Consider the following 16,818-nt stretch of genomic DNA (forward strand, 5'->3'; position numbering starts at 1 on the left):
TCCTGGTGAGGCTATTTTCGGCAGGCGCGAATCTCCGGGACATCTCCAGTCGTGCCGCTCGGGCCACGCAATAACCGAGATGACGGATTCAGACAGCGCTTCCTATGCTCCAGGCGAGAGTGCGAGCCGCTATTTCCGGGGAGCGTCATGTCGGCAGCAGTACACCCGACCAGATCGGGCATGGTTCCGTGGCCGGAAGCCGCGGCGGCCCGCTACACGGCCCTTTCCTATTGGGAGGGGCTGTCGCTGGGCACGCACCTGGCGCGGGCCGCGCGGGAGCATCCGGACGCCACGTGCCTCGTCGACGGCACGACCCGGATGACCTACCGGGAGCTCATGGCCGGGGCCGACGGCCTCGCCGCCCGGATGCGCGCGCTCGGGCTGCGTCCCGACGACCGGGTCGCGATACAGCTGCCGAACCGCTGGGAGTTCGTCGTCCTGACCGTGGCGTGCCTGCGGCTCGGCGCGGTGCCGGTGTGGCTGCTGCCCCAGCATCGCCGGAACGAGGTGCTCGGCGTGGTCGCCCATGCCGAGGCCCGGATGCTGGTCGTGCCCGGCACGTTCAAGGGCTTCGACCACCGGGCGATGGCGCTGGAGATCGCGGCAGCCGTCCCCAGCTGCGAACACGTCGTCGTGGTGGGCGCCGAGGCCGGGCCAGGGGCCATCGGCTTCGGGGCCTTGTGCGAGCCCGCCGAGGATCCGGACGCGACCGCGAAGGAGCTCGACTCGGCCGCGCCGGACGGGGACGCCGTCGCGACGCTGCTGCTCTCCGGTGGGAGCACCGGCGTGCCCAAGCTCATCCCGCGCACCCACAACGACCTCACGTACATGATCAAAAGCGCCGCCGAGATCTGCGCGTTCGGTCCGGACACGACGTACCTCGCCGTGCTCCCGCTCGGCCACGGGTTCGTCAACACCGGGCCAGGTGTCCTCGGCGCGCTCCTGGCCGGCGGCAGGGTCGTGATCGCCCGCTCCCCCGCTCCAGAGCAGGCGCTGCCGCTGATCGAGCGAGAGCGGGTCACCGCCACGTCCGTGGTGCCGGCGATCGTGCAGCGCTGGCTGGAGCATCGCGCCGCCGATCCGGGCGCGGTCCTGAGTTCGCTGCGACTGCTGCAGGTCGGCGCCTCCAGGCTGGCCGACGGCGTCGCCGAGGAGATCGGCCCCACGCTGGGCTGCACGCTGCAGCAGGTGTTCGGGATGGGAGAGGGCCTGCTGTGCCTGACCCGTCTCGACGATCCGCGGGACGTCATCACCAGGACGCAGGGACGCCCGATCTCCCCCGACGACGAGATCCTCATCGTGGGCGAGGACGGGCGGCCGGTGCCGCCCGGAGAGCCGGGGATGCTGCTGGCCCGCGGCCCCTACACGATCAGGGGCTACTACCGCTCGCCCGAGCTCAACAGCCGCTCGTTCGTCGGGGACGGCTGGTATCGCACCGGCGACGTCGTGCGCCGGACCCCGGACGGCAACCTGGTGGTGACGGGCCGGGACAAGGACGTCATCAACCGGGGCGGCGAGAAGATCAACGCCGAGGAGGTCGAGAACTTCGCCCATCGGGTTCCCGGCGTCCGGCAGGCCGCCGCGGTGGCGATGCCCGACCAGGAGCTGGGCGAGACCGTGTGCCTGTACGTCGTTCCGGCCCCCGGCGCGTACGTGACCCTGCAAGAGGTCCGGGCGGTGCTGCTGGAGGCGGGGGTGGCCCGGTTCAAGTTCCCCGAGAAGGTGGTCCTCGTCGATTCCTTGCCGGTGACCAACGTCGGCAAGCTCGACAAGACGGCCCTGCGGGAAGACGTCAAGCGGCGGTTGCCCGTCTGACCCGGGCCGGCCGCGATGGAATGAAACCGGCGCCCGCCGACCGTCACGGGCGGCGGGCGCCGGTGATTTCCCACTGCGGGTCATCACGCCGGAACCCCCGCGAACTGGCCGGGGCGGCGGCCCGGGCCGGCGGGCCCGCGGTAGGCCTGAGCGATGTCCAGCCACGCGTCGGCGTCGGGTCCCACCGCGGTGACGTCGCAGTCGTCGCGGTGCCGGCGCCGCGTCACCAGCAGGCAGAAGTCGAGCGCCGCGCCGGTGATCCGCTGGTCGGCGCTCTCCGGGCCGTACGCCCACAGCTCGCCCGACGGCGCGGTCAGCTCGTACCTGAACTGCACGTCCGGCGGCGTCAGCCCGCGCGCCTGGTAACCGAAGTCCCAGGTCAGCACCGCGAACAGGACGAGATACTTGAGGCGGTCCGCAGACTCGCGCGGGATCTCGAGCGCGTCGAGGATGTCCTGGCCGTGGGCGAACGTCTCCATGATGCCGGCCGAGGCGAGGATCTCGGGCGGCAGCGGCCGCACCAGCCAGGGGACCACCTGTCCCGCCGGCACCGCGGACAGGGCGCGGATCCCGGCGGCGCGCTCCTCCCGCCAGCGCGCCAGCAGTTCCGCGGGCGACAGCACGACGTACTCCGCCAGCGCGGCGTTGACGGCCTGGTTGAAACCGCCCTTGATGGACGCCGTCATCGCCCGGAACGCGTCGGGGTCGGACGCCGCCAGCCCCGCGATCCGGAACATGAACGCCAGGTGCCCCACCTGATGGGCGACCGTCCAGCCGGGCGCGGGGGTCTGTTCCGCCCATTGTGGGGCGGCCAGGCCGGCCAGGATGCGATCCAGCGCCGCGCTCTCCGCGGTGAGGTCCTCGATCACGTTCGGCAATTCGCTCATGCGTCAGTCAGTCCTCTCTGCTCTGGCTACCTGTGTGCTTGTTGTGCTGCCGCGTTCGCCCAATGCCGGGCGGCCGTGAAACTCGCCCATGCGGTGAGCTCGATGAGCTTGCGGTCGTCCGCCGGGTCCCGGCGGAAATCGTCGATCACCCTCGCGTCCACCTGGTACGCGGCGATCGCCGTCAGCAGTGCCAGCCGGCCGGCGGCCCGCTCGGCGGGACGCAACCGCGCGGCGGCCTCCTGCGCCCAGCCGCGGCTCGGGCCCGGCGGCCGTCCCCCGCGCGCCGCGAGCTCGCCGCGCACCAGCTCGCGCACGTCATCGGGGACCGCCGTGGCCCCGGCCGCCTCCAGCACGGCGGACGCGCTCGCGAACGCCTGCCGCACGGCGGCGTTCCCCGAGGCCCAGCCCAGGTCGTCCGGGAGCGCGGCGGGGGCGAGCAGGCGGGCCGAGGCTCCCGGCTCCCGTACTCCCCGTACGAGCGACCGCGTGAGCAGACCGAGCAACCGGCGCGGCACGGCCGCGGAAGGGAACAGACCTCCCGGCAGGAACACGTTGACCATCCGGTTGAGATAGTGAAAGGTCACGGCCGTGCCCCAGAGTTCCGGGGCCTGCTCGACCGGCACCGGCACGTCGTCGAGCCCGCCCACGGCCCACGCCACGGCACGGCGGATCCCGGCGTCGGCGATCTCTCCGGTCCTGCCCGCCGCCACGGCGGCGGCGTCGCGCTCGGTCATGAGCCCGTACGCCATCGTGGCGTGCACATCGAGGCAGTAGGGGCAGGCGTTCCGCCTCGACACCGCGGCCGCCACCGCCTCCTTGACCGTGCGGTTCACGGCTCCGGAGGCCACCAGGGACTCACGCAGGATCGCCCAGGCGGCCGCCAGCACGTCTGGTGCGGGCGAGTGCAGCGCGATCGGCGGCGCGAGCATCCCGAAGTCGCGCTCGACCTGGGCGTAGACGTCCGCAACCAGCCCGCGCGCGGCGCCCGGCGGGACGGGGGCGACGTGGTTCACCCGCTCCAGCGCCCTGCGCCGGGCAACGCGTGCGAGCAGTCCCGTCATGGTCTGCCCGTGAGGTGCATGACGCCGCGTCGCCCGCTGGTGCCGCCGTCGGGGGCGGGCGCGCCGTAACGCACCTGGACGCCCCGCTCTCGCGCGGCCTCGACGATGCCGGGGACCGCCCGCTCGGCGAGCGCCGCGATCGTCATCGCCGGGTTGACCGTCAGCGCGCCGGGCACCGCGGAACCGTCGGTGACGAAGATCCCCGGGTGGCCGCGCAGCTCGTGGCGGTCGTCGAGAGCCGACGTGGCCGGGTCGTCCCCGATCCGGCACGACGCCAGCGGATGCACCGTGTACGCGCCGACCACGTCGTTGGACCACGCCTCGGCATGGCCGAGCCCGTCGCGTCCGAGGATCTCCTTGACCTCGGCGTCCGCCTGCGCCCAGGCCCGCAGCGTGCTGGGCGACGGGTCGTAGCGCAACGTTCCGCGCCCCAGCATCTGCTGGCTGATCCGCACCGCGTTGCCGGTGGGCGGAGGCGGCCCGAAGACGCCCTCGTTGTTGTCCTCGATCATCTCGAAGATGATCAGCCAGGACTTCCAGCGCTTGAGCATCTCCTTCTTCGACACCCCGAACCACGACGGTCCCGGGGCCGGCGCCAGGCCGCCGGGCACCTGAGCCAGGATCGTGCCGAGGCCCGGGGGGAAGTAGAGCTGTTCCAGCGAATAGCGGCTGAACTCGGGCAGAGAGCCGTCCAGCCGATCCCAGTTGGCCACGCAGGGCCCCTTGCCGATGTGGAACGCCTCGTACGCCGTCCCGTCCTCGCGCTCCAGCCCGAGCACGTCGCGCACCCGATCCTCGTTCATGACGGCGGTGACCAGCCGCTCCCCGTTGCCCGAGAAGTACCGCCCGACCGCGTGGGGCATCGGGCCGAGCCCCGGTTCGCTGCGCTGCAGGATGACCGGGGTGGCAGCGGCGCCGGCCCCGAGGACGACGATCTTGGCGTCGATCGCGCCCGGCTCGCCGCGAACGCGGTAGTCCTCGCCGTCGATGACGTCGTAGTGCACGCGGTAGCCGCCGTCGTCGTTCCGCGTGATGCGCTGCACCTCGTGCAGCGGCCGTACGCTCGCCCCGTGCGCGACGGCCGCGGGAAGGTAGTTGGTCAGCAGGGAGCGTTTGGCCCCGAACCTGCACCCGGCCATCATCCAGTTGCACTTGACGCACGTGTCGTTGTCGATCGCGACCGGCACCGGGTTCGCGGTGCGGCCGGAGTGGTCGCAGGCCGCGGCCCACAGGCCGCCGGGATAGGAGACGTCCTCCCACCCCTGCGTGCTGACGGGGATCGACTCAGCGACGCGGTCGTACCACGGGTCCAGCGTGTCCCGGCTGATGCTCGCCGGCCACATTCTCCTGCCGATCCCGCCCTGCCGTTCGAAGACGAACCGGGGCGCGCGCGGCATGGCGGCGAAGTAGATGACGCTGCCGCCGCCGACGCAGTTGCCGCCGAGCACGTTCATGCCGTCGCCCACGGTGAAGTCGAAGATCCTCGTGTACGACGAACCGAGCTTGTAGTCGTGCTCGAACTCGGCTGTCTCCAGCCACGGCCCGCGTTCGAGGATGACCACTCCGGCGCCGCCGGCCGCGAGGTGGTAGGCGGCGATGGCGCCGCCGAAGCCGCTGCCGACGACGAGCACGTCGGTGCGTTCCACGCTGGTCATCGCAGGCTCCCTGACGCGGTCGTGTCCGGGTGCAGGCGGGCCAGCTGCCGGCCGTAGGAGTTCCTGGGGTAACGCCACAGACCGTCGGGATCAGGGGGTGTGATGCCCATCGAGGTGAGCCCGGGATGGCCGCCCGCGATCGCCTCGGCCGTGTGCAGGTGCGGGGCCGCGTCGTAGGACATGTAGCAGAAGAGCGCGAGCAGGATCCACAGCTCCTGCTCGGGATGGCCGGGCGACGTCAAGAGCGTCACCAGCTCGGTGCGCCGCCCGAACGGCAGGGCGGCGAACGGGGGAAGGGCCGGATCCAGCGATAGCCGGTGTTCGGCGGCGTACCGCCGCGTGTGCGCGTTGAGGTCCCTGACGTAGTCGTCGAGCGCGCTGCTCAGCCCGGTCGCGTCCCACTGCAGCAGCGGCAGCGCGCCCGCCGCGACGGCGCCGCCGCCCTGCGAGGCCCCCGCGACGGCGACATCGCCGGGAAACCGCTTCTCGCCGGGAACGATCGTGTCGGCGAACGCCTCCAAGGTGAGCGTGCGCTCATGAGCTCGGTCCGAATCCATGCCTCCATGGTCCGAGCACCAGGATCGGCGCGCATCTCCTTGCGAGCCCGGTCAGCACCAGCCGGCTTCGGTGGCGATGCGGATGGCGTCCACCCGGTTGCGGGCGTTGAGCTTGACCACGATCTTCGAAAGGTAGTTCCGTACGGTCCCGGGGGACACGTGCAGGCTGGCCGCTATCTCCGGCGGCTCCGCGCCTTTCGCGGCGAGGCGTAAGACCTGGATCTCGCGTTGTGTCAGCGGGTTCTCGCCCACGTCCCAGGCGGTCAGGGCCAGTTGCGGGTCGATGACCCGTCCACCGGCGGCGACCTCTCTGACCGCCGTGGCCAGCCGGTCGGCCGGCGTGTCCTTGAGGAGGAAACCGGACACCGATGCGGCCAGCGCCCGCCGGAGGGTGCCCGGCCGGCCGAGCCCGGTCAGGATCAGGCTGCGGCAGGTCGGCAGGCGCTGATGGAGCTCCTGCGCCGCGGTGAGACCGTCCATCACCGGCAGGTCGATGTCGATGATCGCCACATCGGGACGTTTCTCGAGCGCGACGGGCACGATCCGATCGCCGCTTTCCACCTCCGCCACAACGGTGAGGTCGTGTTCGATCTCCAGGAGCGCCACGAGAGCTCCCCGCACGATCCGAACGTCTTCGGCGAGAAGCAGCTTCAGCATGTGCAACCACCAATCATCCGTGGGCCGGCTCGCTCTCGTGCCCGTCGCCCTCCATCTGGGATGTCACCTCTCGCCGCGACTGGTGACAGCTCATGTGGCCCCTTCACCCACCGGGCGCCGGTCCGCCATGACATCCGAAGGCAGCTCAGCAGTGAGGTGGAACCACTCCCCCGTCGTCTCCATCCGCAGGTCGCCGTTGACGGCAGCCAAGCGCGCCCGGACATGCTCCAGCCTGTCCTCGTCGCTCTCCGACAGACTAGTGCGATCGCGCGAGAGGCGCAGTCTCAGACGGCCCTCCTCGCGGGGGGTGGCCGTGGCCCGGTCGTGCGAGACGCGCAGCCGTACGTAGCCGTTCTCGCGGGTGACGGTGACGACGCAGCGGCGCACGCCGCTGCGCCGCACCATGCCGGTGATCGCGTCACGGAGCACCATGGCCAGCACCACGTCGGCCTCCTCCGCGAGCCGGGCGCAGGCGATGTCCACCTGAGCCTCGATGCCCGCCGCCGACAGCGCCGCGCGGGTCGAATCGACCTCCGCCGCCAGCGACACGTGCCGGTATCCGCTCGCCGTGGAGCGCACCTCGGCCACCAGGCGGCGCGCCGCCACCAGGACCTCCATGATGTGCTCCTGGGCGCGTTCCGGCTCGGTCAGCGTGAGACCGCGGGCCACGCCGCAGTTCCACATGATCGTGGACAGGTCGCGGTCCAGCAGCTCGTTCACCTTGCGCGCCACGCCCAGCCGTTCCTGCTCCACGGCGAGGCGCACGATCTCCTTCCTGGTCGCGTGCAGCTCGGCGACCAGCGCCGAAAGCGACGTCAGCCCGTAGATCACCAGCCCGGTCTGCAGGGTCGAGATCACCAGGTAGCCCAGCAGCGTCGTCTCGTCCCCGCTGGCCACGGCGAGGGCCAGGACGACTCCCCCGACTGCCGCGTACAGCGCCCATCGCCGGCGTCCCCGCACGACCAGCGGGATCGACCCGGCGAGGAAGCCGCCCATCGCGCCCCACAGCGTGCCGACCCACACCATGGGCAGGAACGAGGCCACCGCCTGGATCGAGAGCGTCGTCATGCGGACGGGCGTCGGCCATACCCTTGGGCCGAAGAACGTGTGCGCCAACTGGGTGATCAGAAGAACGGCGAGGCAGATTCCGACGCCCCAGGTGAAGCCCGCGGGATTACGCCAGAGAATGTTCGTGATCAGAATAGGGATATAGCCCAGCAAAACCGCTAATGTCAGGAGATTTACCGTTCCAGGCGCCCAGCGGACCGAGCTCTGGCGGAGGAGATCGGCGGGTTTCCCGCCCCCGGCGTCAGATGGCGGAGCCGGCGCCCCGACCGGCACGTCGGACAACCGGATCTCGGCGAGAAGGCGGAACCAGCCGTCCTCCCGGGTCACGGTGAGCCGTCCGCCGACCGCGGCCAGCCGCGACGACAGGTTCTCCAGTCCGCTGCCGTCCGACGAGACCGCGTCGGAATTGACCCCGTCATTTGCCACGCTCAGCCACGCGAGACCGTCGCGCACGCCGCCGTCGACCTCGCACTGCCGCGCCTTGCTGTGGCGTAACACATTGGTGATCGCCTCGCGCAGCACAATGGCCAGCACCGAATCGACTATTTCCGGAAGGTCGCGGCACGAGACGCTCATGCGGACCTCGATCTGCGCCACCGACAGCGTGGACTCGATCGACCTGACCTCTCCGGCCAACGACAGCTTCTGGCAGCCCATCGGGATCGTCCGCAGTGCCGCGGTCGCCCGGCGGGCGATCCACAGGGCCTCCGACATGACCCCCTCGGCCCGCTCCGGCGAGGCCGGTAACAGGCGGTGCGCCAATTCGCTCTTCAGTGTGAACGCCAGCAAATCGTGTCCGACCACGTCATGCAGGTCTCTGGCGATGCGCACCCGCTCGCCGGCCGCCGCTATCCGGCCTAATGAGCTGCGACCGCCTTCCAGCTCCTCCGCGAGTTCGGCCAGGAAACTGAGTCCGTAGAAAACAAGACCCTGCACCAGGGTGAACACGAAAACGAAGATGATATTGACTGTGCCCAGCCCCTGTGCAAAGTACAGTACGGGATTGACGACGCACGCCAGGCCGTACAGCAGCCACCTGTAAGGGACGGGGACAACAAGCAGAATGGACGCCGCCAGGAGCGGGACTATGGCGGCGGCCTGCGGGCCGATCCACAGGGCCGGGGCGAGCACAACGGCCGCCAGCGCCGTCATCGAGGTGATCCGGGAGATCAGCGGCCAGCGCCACGGCCGCCCGAAAGAATGGGCGATCTGCAGCCCGAACGCCACCGCCATGCAGGCGCCGAAAGCCACAACGCCCGGAATCTCCGCCGATTCCCGGCCAACGCCATTGAGCGTATTCAAGATCGCATTCAGGGCGGCCCCGAGGAGAACTCCGGCGGTGACCATCAGGGCCAGGCGCGGCGCCGGCAGCGTGGCGCCGCCATTTCGCCGCGCCCAGGAGACCAAAGAGAAGATCTGCGGCAATCGCACATCCCGCGCCCACGTCACGAGATTCTTCGCCATCCACCCCTCCGCCCCCCGGCGAACTATCCCCCCTAGTCGCCAGACAGGCTATATCAGGTCAATCAACTCGAGTAGCCTGATTTAGGGCCGAGAGCTCAGCGAATCAAACCATTGGCATCCTCTGTCCATCCCGCATCATTCATCGGATGCCTTGCCTCCTCGCACTCCGGGCGGGCGCCGCCGGACCTGCCCACCACCAGCCCGGCCACGCCTGACTCGATCTTCCAGTCCAGGCCCAGAACGCGGGATGACGCGTCCACGTCGTCGCAGTCCAGCGCGCACGTGGGCAGCCCCATCGCCGTGCTCACCAGCGACAGAGTCTGGGTGAGCGCTCCGACGTCCTTGAGCACAAGGGCGTAGCTCAGGCCATTGTATTTCCACGACAACCGGCGGAATCGCGCGGTCAACGTGAGGAGAACCGGCGGGACCTCGGCCAGATTGGCGGCCAGGCGGCCGTTCTCGAGGAGCTCGTCGCCACTGTCCGCGATCCGGTCCAACCGGTGGCCCAGTGGATCGTAGTGGTAGACCCCGCTGGGGAGCCCCGTGCAGTCGTCCACCGTGACGTAGACCTCGATGCCGTAACAGTCGCCGGCACTTCGATAGGGCCGATCGCTGGTTGCGACGGCAGTCGTCCCGTCCGCCGCGCCGGTCAGGGATCGCACCCGGACTGTCCGGTAGAGCAGTTCGCCGAGATCCTTGACGGACGGCACGCGCCCGGTCTCGGGGACCCCGCCATTGGCCGCCTCCAGAACGGCGCTGAGCGGCGGGTCGTTCGCGATCATCTCCTGCCATCGGGGTTTCGGCAGATCGATGCGCTTGTCGCCGGCGGCCGGCTTGACGACCGGCTCGACCGCCCGGCTGCCCAGCCGATAGGTCGCGCCGAAGTCATGGTCGTGACGCCCGAGCGTGGTCCTGCTGTGGAACATGAGGTCGAGCGGGTTCCAGCCGACCAGGACGGGATCGTGATCCTCTTCGAACTCCGGCTGCCCTGACGCGTTCGACGCCGGGACGGCCATGCCGGTCGCGACCAGGCACGCGGCGAGATGGCGCGCGCCCGGGGACAACGCGGACGCAGGCACCGGCCGGCCCAGGGCGCCGACCAGCGCCATGGCTCCGGCCTGGTGCAGGAGCACCCGGTGCAGGGAGAGCGGGGATTCCATCCGCCAGGCGCGCTTGCCCGGGAAGATCGACACGAACCGGGACAACCGCAACGGCGTTTCCGCCGGCAGCGGAGTCCGGTGGAAGACAGCTCGCGGGGAGACCGGAACCACCGAGATCAACGCCTGCTCCGGGTCCGGGCCGAAAGACCGGACCACGAGGTGGTGGACCACCTCGAGGATCCGGCTCAGCTCCTCGCCGTCGGCTTCCCGTGTGATCACGTTTTCCAGGGATATCGGCCCCAGGCACATGCGCCGCAGCGCCTCGGCCACCTGCGGCCCCGGCACGGGCATGGTGACGTCCTCCCACCGGCTGCGCAGAATCAGCCCGTCTTCCTGAAACTCCAGGTAGACGTCTTCTCTGAAGGACCACAGCGCGAACCACGCCGCCTCCACGGGCCCGGACATGTCTATCTTCTCCTCGCGACAATGTCGTCAAAGAAACAGCGGGATCGGGTTGAGCTCCTCGTACGAGGTCGCCTGCTCCAGCCGCCCCAGCCGGACCGGCACGTCATAGAGCCGGCCTTCGGCGAATCTGGCCCAGAAGTGCCGGAGACCCGGAACGATGATCTTAACGACAGGCATGCCGATGTCGGGCCGCGTCTGGTCCAGCACGAGGAGCTCGGAGCCCATCCGGCTGACCAGGCCGCGGATATGGCCGATGTCGTCGCGCAGATCGGCGCGTGGCACGTAGCCGTAGCCGTCCCTGCGCCGTGGCGGCCGCAGGGAATCGGGCAGCAGGTAGGGGTGCGCCGCCGTGGTCGCCGTCCGCCACCAGCTGAGGAGATGCGGATCGGCCAGGCCGTAGCCGGTGCCGTCGGCCCTGACGCCGGCCACGGCGGGCAGGAGCTGGCCGAGCTCGGTGAGTGCCCGCCGGAGCGCGACATGCGGATCGAAGTGAGCTCCGAACCCGAGCATGATGTCCTCGGCCGGTTTGTCCGTGCGCTTGGAGATCGCCGCCATCGCCGGGATCCCCAGGTCGCTGGTGAGATCGAGCACCCACAGACGCCGGCCCGTCCCGGCATACCTTTCGCGGAGATCCATGATCCACGCGTCGTCGAACGAGGCCAGGTCGACCTCCGGCTGGCGCGTGCGGTTGTACCACCACAGGGCCACCGCGTCCCGCTCCACGAGCTCCAGGAACCCCTGGACGATCGCGTCCTCCAGGCTCGAGCCCGCGGCGTTGCCGTTGGAGTCGGCCCGCACCGGTGCGCGAGCCGCGTCGGCGCTGAAATAGAGCAGGTCGGTGGGGAGGAATCGGTGCCGTTCCGTCGTGAGGGACCACACCGGCGTCCATTCCATGACCGCCGTCTCGTCGAAGGGCGCCGGCACATGGTGGAACACCATCTGTGCAGCGTTCCAACGCTCGCGCCCGTCGAACTGGCGAGGGTGGAAGAGCTGGCAGTCATTGGGATGCAGGGCCTGCGGGCCGAGACCGCGAAAGGTGTCGAGCACCGTTTCCTCGTCCCCGAAACGGGAGGCGCAATACCGCTCCACCGCTTCGCCGAGTGCGCCCACCTTGGCCTCGATGTCGCTGGCTCCTTTTCCGCCGCTGCGCGCCCGCAGCCCCGCCCTGGCCACGTCGAGGCGGTCCGATCGCAGCGCCCGGTTGTGCCCCGCGAGGTAACAGTGCAGGAAAGAAGGCGCACGCGGGTCGCGCCGGAGCTCCCCTGTGATGCCGGTGACGGGATCCGCCAGGTGGCCGTAGCGCTGCCACACCTGCTCCGCGGACAGCGACCGGTGACCGTTGCCCGACGAGGTGGCCTTGGGCCGGGACCGTACGACGATCGGCGCCCTGGCCCGAGCGGCCACCATCTCCGGATCCCCGCACGAAGGACACTGCGGCCGGCGCTCCACCACGTGCCGCCGGACCTCCAGCGTGGTGGTGTCCATGGTCCACAGGACACTGGACGCGTCGCCGCGGTTCCCCGCCAGCCACTTGGCCGCCTGCAGGATCGCCAGCTGGATCCCGATCGCGCGCGTCGCGGGGAGCGAGGCCAGCGGAGGGCGGGTGGACTCCCTCCCGCCCAGCTCGCGGCGCACGCAGCTCTCGCCCTGCCGGTGCTCGCGCAGCCGGCCGGCCAGGCAGGACCAGCACGGTCCCGCCTTCGGGTCGAAGACCGGGCCGATCCAGTGAACGGCGCCCGACGTGATGGCGGGCAGCCAGGCTCGCCCCAGAGCCCGGTGCCGCCGGTCGATCCCGTCCAGCTTCTGGTCGAGGTAGTCGTCGCAGAAGACCAGCGAAAGATCCACCCTGCCCGCGCCGTCTCCCCTGCTCAGCCCCATGGCCCGGCACGCTTCCTCGACCTGCTCCGCGTCGACCTCGCCGACCGGCACGATGTCCACGGACGCCCGGCTGAGATCGACGCGGTCCGCGTCGAACCCGGCCAGGTCCCAGTACGCCGCGGCCTCCGTGTCCCGCGTTTGCGAGGAGTTACGGAATCCGACGAGGTTCGCCTTCGAAAGCCGGCCGAGCATCTGACCGAGCTCTTCCGAAGAGCAGGTGGGCGCGAGCGCCTCCCGCACCTCGGCCAGCGTCCTGCTGCCGTCGAGCAGCGTCGCGACCGCCCGCGCATGCGTGCCCGACAGGGCGAACGTCCCGTTGGGCGAGACAAGGTAGACGGATCCCCCGGGAATCAGCTCGACACGCACGTGGCGTTTGAAGCTGATGCGCGGGGCTCCGAGGCGGGTGGATTTCATCGGGTGGCCGCGTTCACCCGAACGACGGCATGGCCGGGACGTGGTCGCTCGGGCGGTCAAGGTCTTCGACCTCGAGACAGACCTCGTTCAGTAAACCCATCCGGAGCTCCGGCGCCTCTTCCTCGCTGCTGATGACGATGCCGAACCCGGCCAGCGTGCCCACCGGGTCCTGGACGTAGCGGTCGGCGAGCTGCGGCTCGACCCAGGTGCGCATGACCAGCTCGGCGAACCGCCAGTCCTCTTCCTTGATCTTCTCCGCCTGTGTGTTGACCGCGGCCATGTCAGTCTCCTCGGATTCGATCGACCGTGTCATCCAGGATTGTGGGGTAGCCGGCACGGCGGGGAAAGTTACCGATTCACTAATGCGTATATGAATATTTCACACCAGGGTCGTGCTCGGTTCTATATATCGGGACAAAAGGAGATACTACACTCCATTTTCACGATCATCCGCCCGTGAACACAGCAGGACGGGGGCTGAGATGGACAAAGCGATTGAGGAATCCATTAAGGCCGTCATCGCAATGCTCCATGAAAATCTGAGTGAAGAGGTAACGATCGACGACATGGCGCGCGTCGCCATGTTCAGCAAGTTCCATTTCTCTCGTATCTTTCAACGGGTCACCGGGGTTTCGCCAGGGCGCTTCCTTTCAGCTCTCCGGCTGCACGAAGCGAAGCGGCTCCTACTGGAAACGTCGTACAGCGTGACGGAGATTTGCCACATCGTGGGTTATTCCGCGGTGGGGACGTTCAGCTCGAGGTTCAAGAGCATGGTAGGCATGGCGCCCATTGAGTATCGCCGGAGCGGGGGCTTCCGGCCGGCGCCGCTGATGCGCAGCGGACCGGCGGTCATCCGGGGCGTCATCACGGTTCCGCCCGATGCGCGGAATGACCCCACGTTCGTCGGGGTCTTCCCGCACCAGGTTCCCAAGGGGCTGCCCGCGCTGCCCACGTTGGTCCCGCAGGCCGGGCCGTTCGAACTCAGCGGCGTCGCGCCCGAGGTCTGCTATGTGCTGGCCCGGTCCTTCCCGCGCAACGGCGCCGAGTCGATCGCGGTGCACGGCCCGGTCACCACCCGGCCAGAATCACCGGCGAACATCGTCCTGCGCCTCAGGCCGATGCGAGCGGTGGACCCCCCGATCCTCCCCGCCCTCCTGGACCGGGAGTCGTCGGAGGCGATCGGCCTCTGCCTTTAGGCGTACTGCTTTCGATGTAGGGCGTGGCACGCGTGGTGCAGGCGCAAGTGACGAGCCACGGACGACGCGGACCCGACGTGGCGCGGCCTAGCGTCGCACCACGACCACTCGAAAGGGAGTCCGCATGAACAAGAGGTTGATCACTGCGATCGCCGGCGTGAGCTTGACGGCCGGGATGTTCGGGCTGGGCGCGGGCGGCGCGTCCGCCAGCGACCAGGCCGGCACCACGGCCGTCGTGACGGCCGCGCCGAAGCCGCCGAAGGGTGCCAGGGCCGTGGTCCAGGTCGGCCCGAACCCCACCACCGAGCGAGGCCAGGAGGTGACGATCACCGGCAACTGCGGCGGCGGTGAGAAGCTCAAGGCCGTGTTCGCCGGAGTGACCGGAAAGCCGGTGCTGAAGAACATCCGCATCATCGACGACAACCCCGAGAGATTCGTCGCCAAGGCGAGGCTCGACTCCAGGATCGGCAACGGTGTCGGCCCTGTTTTCGTCGACTGCGGTGGCGAAATGGGGGTGACCCTCCTGGTCACCCACGTCTGATCCGGCCCGTTCGCGCTGCGCGCTACACCGATTGGAGTAGCGCGTAGCGCGAACGGTGCAGGAGCAGGTGACGAGCGACGGACGACGTGGTGCCCGTGCCCCCGCGTCTACTCTTGCGCCATCGCCCCGCAGACAGGGGCCGTGCCCCCGAAGAAAAGGTCCCGTATGGCCGTTCCGTCCCCGCAGCGCGCGCCCGCGCCGGTCCGTCACTCCGCCAGGCTGCTCGATCTGGCACTCGCCGTCATCACCGTCGTCGGCGTCGTCACCGGTGTCATGGCCGCCGAGGTCCGCGAGTCTCCGTGGGCGGGCCTGATCCCTCTCGCGCTGTTCCTCGGCGGGCTCCTGCTGTTCAGGCGCCGCTGGCCGATGACCGTGCTGCTCCTGTCGATCGCCGCGATCTTCGTCTACCGCTTCAACAGCCACTTCCAGGGCGGCTGGATCTGGCCGGCCTCGGCCGCCTACTTCAGCGCCGCCTGTACGCCACGCGTACGGTGGGTGGCGCTCATCGGTGTCGCCCAGCTCGTCTACGCCGCCGTCGATCTCCGGTGGGTCCTTCCAGATGGCGTGGGCCGGTTCGTCGTCCACATCGCCGGTGAGGGGCTCGTGCTGGCGATGCTCATCGGCGCGGGCCTGGTGTGCGCCGCCGTCATGAGATGGCGCGCACAGCTGCGCGAGACCGACGGCCGCGCCCGCGCCGCCGAGGAACGGCTCCAGGTCTCGCGCGAGGTGCACGACATCGTCGCCCACACCCTGGCGGTCGTCGGCGTCCAGCTCAACGTCGCCGCCGACGCCCTCGAGGAGGACCCTGCCGAGGCCGCCGCCGCGCTGCGCGTGGCCAAGGACGTCAGGAACCGCGCGATGGCCGACCTCGCCTCGCTCATCGGCGTCCTGCGCGACAACGCCGGCGGCGCCGCCCCTCAGCCCGATCTCGCCTCCGTCGGCACGCTCGTCGCGGACGCCCGCGCCGCCGGCCTGCAGGTGGTCCTCGACGAGCGCGGCGACCCCTCGGCCGTTCCCGCCGCGCCGGCCGTGGCCGTCTACCGCATCGTCCAGGAGGCCCTGACCAACACGCTGAAGCATTCGGGAGCAGGCCAGGCCGAGGTCACGATCGACTGCGGGCCGAGCTCGGTCACCGTCGAGGTCAAGGACGACGGCCGGGGCGGCGGCGAGATCGTCGAGAGGCACGGGCTGGCCGGCATGCGCGAACGGGTGAGCGCTCTCGGGGGCACGCTCACCGTGGGACCGGTGTCCGGCGGCTTCTCGGTGCGGGCGCAGATCCCTGTGGCAGGCTCGCCCGTATGACGGTCAAAGTGCTCCTCGCCGACGACCAGGCACTGGTACGGGCCGGCTTCCGCAGCCTGCTGGCCCGCTCCCGGGACGTCGCCGTCGTCGGCGAGGCGGCCACCGGCGACGAGGCCGTACGGCTGGCCGCCCGAGCTCATCCCGACGTCGTCCTCATGGACATCCGGATGCCCGGAATGGACGGCATCACCGCCACCCGCCACATCGTCGCCGACCCCGGCTGCCGGGTGATCATCCTCACCACGTTCGACACCGATGAGCACGTCTTCGACGCGCTGCGCGCCGGAGCCAGCGGCTTCCTCACCAAAGAGGTCGAGCCGAGCGAGCTGCGGCGCGCGGTCGCGGCCGTCGCGGCGGGGGAAGCGCTGCTGTCGCCCGGCGTCACCCGCCGGGTGGTGGAGCAGTTCGCCCACCGGCAGGGGCCCGCTCCCGTCGCCCGGCAGCGGCTGACCGTCCTCACCTCCAGGGAGCTGGAGGTGGTCCGGCTGGTCGCGCTCGGCCTGTCCAACGACGAGATCGCCGAGCGCCTCACGATCAGCCCGTTCACCGCCAAGACCCACATCACCAGGGCCATCGCCAAGGTGGCGGTGCGCGACCGCGTCCAGCTGGTCATCCTGGCCTACGAGAGCGGCCTGGTCCGGCCGGGCGGCTGACGCCCAGACGGCAGGTCGCACCATTCTGGAAAATCCCGGATTTCTCCCGACGGCCCAGCCCGCGCCGTGCAACAGCGCCCTGGTGACGTCGCCGGGCGCGGCCCG

The 16,818-nt window shown here is 70.2% G+C and carries 14 protein-coding genes; 5 read left to right on the plus strand and 9 right to left on the minus strand.

Annotated features, from left to right (window positions below):
• The first annotated feature begins 147 nt into the window (after positions 1–147).
• Positions 148–1,815: a (2,3-dihydroxybenzoyl)adenylate synthase gene (locus ABN273_RS36430; protein WP_349453656.1), complete on the plus strand. Its 1,668-nt coding sequence runs from the start codon at positions 148–150 to the stop codon at positions 1,813–1,815.
• Between the two features lie 83 nt (positions 1,816–1,898).
• Here ABN273_RS36430 and ABN273_RS36435 read toward each other — a convergent pair whose 3' ends face one another.
• From ABN273_RS36435 to ABN273_RS36475, 9 genes are all read right to left on the minus strand, one after another.
• Positions 1,899–2,702, minus strand: a complete 804-nt coding sequence (locus ABN273_RS36435) for a TIGR03084 family metal-binding protein (protein ID WP_349453657.1) — start codon at positions 2,700–2,702, stop codon at positions 1,899–1,901.
• 26 nt (positions 2,703–2,728) lie between these two features.
• Entirely contained in the window at positions 2,729–3,763 is a 1,035-nt protein-coding gene (locus tag ABN273_RS36440) for a carboxymuconolactone decarboxylase family protein (RefSeq protein WP_349453658.1), read from the minus strand.
• Positions 3,760–5,418 (minus strand): GMC family oxidoreductase N-terminal domain-containing protein, encoded by a 1,659-nt coding sequence (locus tag ABN273_RS36445; RefSeq protein ID WP_349453659.1) that lies wholly within the window; start codon positions 5,416–5,418, stop codon positions 3,760–3,762. The genes ABN273_RS36440 and ABN273_RS36445 overlap by 4 nt, the downstream gene beginning before the upstream one ends.
• Positions 5,415–5,975 (minus strand): DUF5987 family protein, encoded by a 561-nt coding sequence (locus ABN273_RS36450; RefSeq protein WP_349453660.1) that lies wholly within the window; start codon positions 5,973–5,975, stop codon positions 5,415–5,417. Before ABN273_RS36450 ends, ABN273_RS36445 begins: the two co-directional genes overlap by 4 nt.
• A gap of 51 nt (positions 5,976–6,026) precedes the next feature.
• Positions 6,027–6,632 (minus strand): response regulator transcription factor, encoded by a 606-nt coding sequence (locus ABN273_RS36455; RefSeq protein ID WP_349453661.1) that lies wholly within the window; start codon positions 6,630–6,632, stop codon positions 6,027–6,029.
• Positions 6,633–6,722: 90 nt separating this feature from the next.
• Complete coding sequence (locus tag ABN273_RS36460; RefSeq protein ID WP_349453662.1) at positions 6,723–9,164, minus strand: sensor histidine kinase; 2,442 nt, start codon at positions 9,162–9,164, stop codon at positions 6,723–6,725.
• 95 nt (positions 9,165–9,259) lie between these two features.
• Complete coding sequence (locus tag ABN273_RS36465; protein ID WP_349453663.1) at positions 9,260–10,729, minus strand: SagB/ThcOx family dehydrogenase; 1,470 nt, start codon at positions 10,727–10,729, stop codon at positions 9,260–9,262.
• Positions 10,730–10,756: 27 nt separating this feature from the next.
• On the minus strand, positions 10,757–13,021 hold the full coding sequence (locus ABN273_RS36470) for a TOMM precursor leader peptide-binding protein (RefSeq protein ID WP_349453664.1): 2,265 nt from the start codon (positions 13,019–13,021) through the stop codon (positions 10,757–10,759).
• A gap of 13 nt (positions 13,022–13,034) precedes the next feature.
• Positions 13,035–13,301: a hypothetical protein gene (locus tag ABN273_RS36475; RefSeq protein ID WP_349453665.1), complete on the minus strand. Its 267-nt coding sequence runs from the start codon at positions 13,299–13,301 to the stop codon at positions 13,035–13,037.
• Between the two features lie 202 nt (positions 13,302–13,503).
• Here ABN273_RS36475 and ABN273_RS36480 point away from each other — a divergent pair, with 202 nt between their 5' ends.
• The 4 genes from ABN273_RS36480 (at position 13,504) to ABN273_RS36495 (ending at position 16,713) form a co-directional block, all read left to right on the plus strand.
• Positions 13,504–14,217, plus strand: coding sequence for a helix-turn-helix domain-containing protein (locus tag ABN273_RS36480; protein WP_349453666.1), 714 nt, complete (start codon positions 13,504–13,506; stop codon positions 14,215–14,217).
• A gap of 124 nt (positions 14,218–14,341) precedes the next feature.
• Complete coding sequence (locus ABN273_RS36485) at positions 14,342–14,758, plus strand: hypothetical protein (protein ID WP_349453667.1); 417 nt, start codon at positions 14,342–14,344, stop codon at positions 14,756–14,758.
• A gap of 165 nt (positions 14,759–14,923) precedes the next feature.
• The gene (locus ABN273_RS36490) at positions 14,924–16,060 is read left to right on the plus strand and encodes a sensor histidine kinase (protein WP_349453668.1); all 1,137 of its coding nucleotides are present in this window, start codon (positions 14,924–14,926) and stop codon (positions 16,058–16,060) included.
• On the plus strand, positions 16,057–16,713 hold the full coding sequence (locus ABN273_RS36495) for a response regulator (protein ID WP_349453669.1): 657 nt from the start codon (positions 16,057–16,059) through the stop codon (positions 16,711–16,713). The genes ABN273_RS36490 and ABN273_RS36495 overlap by 4 nt, the downstream gene beginning before the upstream one ends.
• The last annotated feature ends 105 nt before the right edge of the window (positions 16,714–16,818 follow it).

This window comes from Nonomuraea sp. B19D2, assembly GCF_040137845.1.
GTDB lineage: Bacteria > Actinomycetota > Actinomycetes > Streptosporangiales > Streptosporangiaceae > Nonomuraea.